The 4,514-nt window shown below is 39.2% G+C and carries 4 protein-coding genes; all 4 read left to right on the plus strand.

Annotation, left to right across the window (positions count from 1 at the left end; translation table 11 throughout):
* Window positions 1-500 precede the first annotated feature (500 nt).
* The 4 genes from ATN92_RS03470 (at window position 501) to mobV (ending at window position 4,114) form a co-directional block, all read left to right on the plus strand.
* Window positions 501-656, plus strand: a complete 156-nt coding sequence (locus tag ATN92_RS03470; protein WP_004906453.1) for a ribbon-helix-helix protein, CopG family — start codon at window positions 501-503, stop codon at window positions 654-656.
* Between the two features lie 72 nt (window positions 657-728).
* Window positions 729-1,418: a replication protein gene (locus ATN92_RS03475; RefSeq protein ID WP_012478241.1), complete on the plus strand. Its 690-nt coding sequence runs from the start codon at window positions 729-731 to the stop codon at window positions 1,416-1,418.
* A 154-nt stretch (window positions 1,419-1,572) separates the two neighbouring features.
* A complete protein-coding gene (locus ATN92_RS03480; protein ID WP_012478242.1) occupies window positions 1,573-2,448 on the plus strand; it encodes an SDR family oxidoreductase in 876 nt (291 codons plus the stop codon).
* A gap of 580 nt (window positions 2,449-3,028) precedes the next feature.
* A complete protein-coding gene (gene mobV, locus ATN92_RS03485) occupies window positions 3,029-4,114 on the plus strand; it encodes a MobV family relaxase (protein ID WP_056950758.1) in 1,086 nt (361 codons plus the stop codon).
* The last annotated feature ends 400 nt before the right edge of the window (window positions 4,115-4,514 follow it).

The following is a 4,514-nucleotide window of genomic DNA, read 5'->3' on the forward strand; positions in this document are numbered from 1 at the left end:
AATTAAAGGGGCTTGCTGCTTTAGCAGTTAGCCCCTTTTTTGTGGCTTTAAGGAGTTGATAGACTAGCGGATAAAACACTTTTGCGCATGCAAAGAAAAGCACACCTGCTTTTTTTGCCTGCCCCACGGCGAGTGCGGGGTGAGTTTGAGCGGGAGCTCCCGCTCATTTATGGGGTCAAGCTGACACAGCTTGCGGGTTTGGGCGGAGCCCATATTTTGGTTTGAGTGGAATAAAAATTTTGAAAATCAGGGGGCAGGGAGCGATTTTCGCTCCCGTACTACGACCCCCCTTTTAAGTGCCGAGTGCCAATTTTGATAAAAAAGTGATTTTAAGCCTTTGATATCAATGGTTACAGAGTTTTATATCTCGGCGAGTTTTTGGCGAGTTTTTAGCGAGTTTTTAGCAAAATAGAGGTTTCTAGCACATATTGTTGACAATAATGTTGCAAAAACGCATAATAGTGGTGTACTTAAAATTAATTTAGTTTGGAGTAAAAAATATGGCTACAAATAAAAAAAGAATTACGGTCAGTTTAACTGAAGACCAGTATTCTACTTTGGAAAAACTTGCGAAAGAAAAAGGTTTTTCCAAGTCTGCGATTTTAGCTTTAGCTTTAGAAGATTATTCAAGAAAGGAATTAGAACAAAAAAAATAAGCGAAAACTCGGCTTGGGCAAGACGAAAGTTTCCGCTAAACATTGTTGTTCTAACAAGGTTATTCTACCATTATGGCAAAAGACAAATCAAGATACTTCACCTTTTTGTTATATCCCGAATCTATTCCAGAAGATTGGAAGTCGAAATTGGAATTAATTGGTGTCCCAATTGCTGTTAGTCCATTGCATGATAAAGATAAAAGTACTGTGCCAGGACAAGATTTTAAAAAGCCACATTATCATGTTGTCTATGTGGCTAAAAACCCAGTTACTGCTGATAGTGTTCGGTACAAAATTAAACAGCTTCTAGGCGATCAGAGTATTGCTAAAGTACAAATAGTCATCAGAAGTATGACAAGTATGTATTTATATCTTACTCATGAGTCGAAAGACGCTATCGAGAAGAAAAAGCATAAATATAATAAACAAGATATTACGCTGATTAATAATTTTGATATTGATAGATATATATCGCTTGATGTGGAAGATAAAGACGATATGTTGAATACTGTCTGTGATTTGATTGATGAATATGGGATAGCTAATATACGTGAATTGAAGCGTTTTGTTAGAGTTCATGGTAATGAGTATGGGCTTCCTAGTATGAAAATAATTAACTCCGTTTTGCGTGCGCATACTGCCTTGGTAAGGCTATATTTTGACGCAGTCTATCAAGAACGAAGATACGGCAGGGGCGATATTGATAAAGAAACGGGCGAAATATTGAACGATAAGGAGATTAGAGATGAAAAACAGAAATAAAACTGCATTTTGGATACCTTTTTCTATTACGTTTTGCGTTTTTTTGTTTTCCCTTTTTGCTGAGCCTTTTTTGGATAAAATATTTGGTACTCACCCTTTTTTATATCGGGTAATTGCTACCTAAATATTACATGATTAATGGAGGAAATTATTTATGACATTTAGTAACGTAGAAAATACACGAGTATGGTTTATTACAGGAGCGAGCAGTGGACTAGGATACGAGTTCACTAAAAAAGTACTAGAGTCAGGAGATAAGGTTGTTGGTGTTGCTAGAAATATTGAAAAACTTAATGAGTTAAAATACCAGTTTGAAGGAATGTTACTTCCGTTAAGTCTTGATGTTACTGATAGAAGTGCTGTTTTTACTACAGTGGAAACTGCCATTAAACATTTTGGAAGGATCGATATTGTCATTAACAATGCAGGAAATATGGTATTGGGAATGATTGAAGAATTTAGTGAAGATGAAGTTAGAAGTCAAATGGAGACTAATTTCTATGGTGCAATTTGGATTTGTCAAGCAGCTATGCCGTACTTACGGACACAAGGATCAGGTCATATTATACAGATATCTAGTATTGGTGGACTGATTACTGGTCCAATGTCGGGAATCTATAGTGCTAGCAAATTTGCTTTAGAAGGATTTAGCGAGGCATTAGCACAAGAAGCTGCACATTTTGGTGTAAAGGTATCTATCGTTGAACCCGGAGGCTATTGGACGAATCTATACTTAAAAATGAGTTTTACCACACAGAACAAAGAGTATGATTCATTACGTGAGAAGTTGGCTCAACAAAACTCAACCGAATCAGTTGATAGTGACCCTAAGTTGGCTGCCGAAGCTATAATGAAACTGGTTAATAGTGAGAATCCGCCTCTCCGATTGATTCTAGGAAGCCTTGTTTATGATTTAGCTGTTGAAAATGCAGAAAAACGTATATCTACATGGAAAGAGTGGGAATCAGTCAGTCGTTCTGCAGAACATGGGATTCCTGCACCAGAAGGATATGGAATAATCGAGGAATAGAAGATCAAAAAAATATTGAGATTATTTTTAAGTATGCCGCAATCGGGCGCGATTGTTGAATAAGTAAAATTAAGAGTGGCTACGGCTACTCTTTTTTTATTTGGCCAGAAGGAAAGATAAACGGGAAGTGTCAACGGTAAATGTCTGACTGGAGCAAAGCGGAAGGAATTTAAGGAGTTGATACGAGCCACTGATTTTCCACCCTCTCGGCATTGACAAAACTTTGTTTTGTCCTGCCAACCGGCGAGGGAGCCCCCTCAAAAAGTGAGGGGGTTGGGGGAGTTTTTTGGAGGGGGTCGAGGGGAAATTTTTCCCTCGTGGGTTTGGGCAAAGCCCATGGTTTTTTTACTTGATCTTGGGAATGAATTTGCAACCGTTGCGGAAAAGCGCAAAGGTGAAAATCTCATTTCTGTTACTAGGAAAAAGAAACGGCAGCAGCGGTTATTTTTTTGCTTTTGACTTTGGGAATCTGGCACAAGCCAGGTTCTTGCTTTGACCCTCGGAGAGCACACCTTTACGAATGTAAAGTATAGTGTGTTATACTTTACTTGGAAGATAACTCCGAAATGAGGTGCATACAATGAGTTTTGCAGTGGCTAGAATGACGAAATTAAAAGCTGATAATTTAGTCGGCATTGGCAATCATGACCAACGGAAAACGACTAATCACAGCAACGAAGATATTGATGTTTCCCGCTCCCACCTGAATTATGATTTGGTGGTTGGGCGCACTGATAATTTTAAAACGGATATTGAAGCCTATATCAACGAAAACAAAGCGAGTAAGCGGGCAGTTCGCAAAGACGCTGTTTTAGTCAATGAATGGATTCTAACCAGTGACAAAGATTTTTTTGAGCAATTAGACGAAGCCGAAACCCGCAAATATTTTGAAACAGCCAAACAATATTTTGCAGATAACTATGGTGACGAAAATATTCGCTATGCAGTCGTTCATATGGACGAAAAGACCCCACACATGCATATGGGCATTGTGCCCTTTGATGATGATAAAAAGCTCTCAGCTAAGCGTATATTCAATCGTGAAGCCTTACAACGTATTCAAGAGGAATTCCCACAGTACCTCAAAGAAAATGGCTTTGATGTTGAACGTGGCAACAAAAATAAAGAGCGTAAGAACTTATCAGTACCCGAATACAAAGCTATGCGGGAAGAATTGAAAAAAATAGAGACCGAAAAACAAGAGACACAAGTAAAGCTTGCACATACAAAAAAACAGCTTGATGAAATCAAGCCACGGGATAACAAAAAAATTGCTAGTAAACCCACCTTGATGAATAAAAATAAAGTCACGGTTGATAAATCTGATCTCGCTGATTTGGAACAACGGGCGTCTTTTAGTGATAATTACAATCAAATGCATGCTAGAGCAAGGCGTGAAGCCGACTCGTTAGGAGATAAACTGACTAGAACAACGTGGGAATATAATGACCTCGAAAGAGAAAATGTTCGTTTGCGAAAGTTAGTCGGAACACTTCAAGACATTGTGCGCAATGTTGATGAGTTTCTACACAAAAAACTAGGTATTAATTTACCTGAAAAGTGGCTAGAGCGTGCAGGACTAAAAGAACCGTCTAAAAAAGCCCCTGAAAGCTCACAGGAATTCGACAGGCATAAATCTGATGAATTAGGCGGTCCACATCTTTAAAACACTTATATGGGCTTAAAATGGCGTTTAAGAGCTTAATTTAACATCTCACTAGATTGAACGTAGTTAACTTTGTGTCTGTCAACGGTAAATCGAATTAAAGGGGCTTGCTGCTTTAGCAGTTAGCCCCTTTTTTGAGGCTTTAAGGAGTTGATAGACTAGCGGATAAAACACTTTTGCGCATGCAAAGAAAAGCACACCTGCTTTTTTTGCCTGCCCCACGGCGAGTGCGGGGTGAGTTTGAGCGGGAGCTCCCGCTCATTTATGGGGTCAAGCTGACACAGCTTGCGGGTTTGGGCGGAGCCCATATTTTGGTTTGAGTGGAATAAAAATTTTGAAAATCAGGGGGCAGGGAGCGATTCTCGCTCCCGTACTACGACCCCCCTTTTAAGTGCCGAGT

The organism is Companilactobacillus bobalius, assembly GCF_009764355.1.